This is a genomic window from Pseudomonas lundensis, from assembly GCF_002269125.1.
GTDB classification, from domain to species: Bacteria; Pseudomonadota; Gammaproteobacteria; order Pseudomonadales; family Pseudomonadaceae; genus Aquipseudomonas; species Aquipseudomonas lundensis_A.
The window spans coordinates 1-1,246 of the sequence record NZ_NQKI01000091.1; the positions used below are offsets into that span (position 1 = coordinate 1).

Sequence of the window (1,246 nt, forward strand, 5' to 3'; positions counted from 1 at the left end):
TGATCTTGCCCAGCACGAGTGGACACCCCGTTAAGCGATAAACTGCAACGAGGTGAACCATGGCAAGAACCGCTACCCCGATGAAACAGAACCGTACCCGTCACTCCCAAGCCTTCAAGAATGAAGCGTTGGCGCTGGCCGAGCGAATTGGCGTTAGTAAAGCGGCCGAACAGCTTGGTCTTCATGCGTCTCAGCTCTATGGCTGGCGCAGTAAGCAGCAGCAGACCCTGAGCAGCAGTGAGCGCGAACAGTCACTGGCCGACGAAAACGCCCGCCTCAAGCGGCTCCTGGCCGAGCAAGCCGAAGAACTGGCCATCGTAAAAAAGGCCGCGGCGTACTTTGCGAAGAGCCTCAAGTGAAGTACGCCTTCATGAGGACACATGCCCCAGCGTTTCCGGTGAAAGCCATGTGCCGTGTTCTGGGTGTCGCCCGCAGTGGTTTCTACGCCTGGTGCTCACGCGAGCCATCCACACGCCACCAGCAACGGGCCGAGCTGGATCAGCGGGTCGCGCAAGCGTATAACGCCCGTAAGGGCCGCAGTGGCGCCCCGCGGCTGTGCCATGACCTGTGGGAAGCCGGGCTGCGCTGTAATCGCAAGACGGTTGCAGCCTCGATGCAGCGACAAGGCTTACGCGCCAAGGCGGCCAAGAAGTTCAAGGCCACAACCAACTCCCGACACTCGCTCCCGGTGGCAGAGAACCTGCTCAAGCAAGACTTCACAGCATCAGCACCCAATCAGAAATGGGTGGGCGACATCACCTACCTGCACACGGACGAGGGCTGGCTGTATCTCGCCGTAATCATTGATCTGTACTCGCGCATGGTGGTCGGCTGGGCCATGAGCGAACGCATGACGGCTGACCTGGCCTGCGATGCTCTGCACATGGCGCTGTGGCGGCGAAAGCAGCCAAAGGGAGTGATCGTACACAGCGACCGCGGCAGTCAGTACTGCTCAACGGCTTATCAGGGTCTAATCCGCGCTCATCAGCTGCGATGCAGTATGAGCGCGAAAGGCAACTGCTACGATAATGCGTGTGCGGAGAGCTTCTTCCACAGCCTGAAGGTCGAATGCATCCATGGCGAGCGCTTCATGAGCCGCGCCCAGATGCGTGAAACCGTGTTTGAATACATCGAAACCGACTATAACCGCCAGCGGCGACATAGCACGCTGGGGCACATCAGCCCGCAAGCCTACGAGGCCCGGATGAGTGCTTGAAACTGTGTCCACGGTTGCTGGGCAAGATCA

The 1,246-nt window shown here is 59.5% G+C and carries 1 protein-coding gene; it reads left to right on the forward strand.

Going from position 1 to position 1,246, the window contains the following annotated elements; translation table 11 throughout:
* Positions 1-59: 59 nt before the first annotated feature.
* A protein-coding gene (locus tag CJF39_RS22590) for an IS3-like element ISPa20 family transposase (RefSeq protein ID WP_088500313.1) occupies positions 60-1,216 on the forward strand; the annotation gives its coding sequence in 2 pieces (ribosomal slippage) (positions 60-318 and positions 318-1,216; 1,158 coding nt in all).
* The last annotated feature ends 30 nt before the right edge of the window (positions 1,217-1,246 follow it).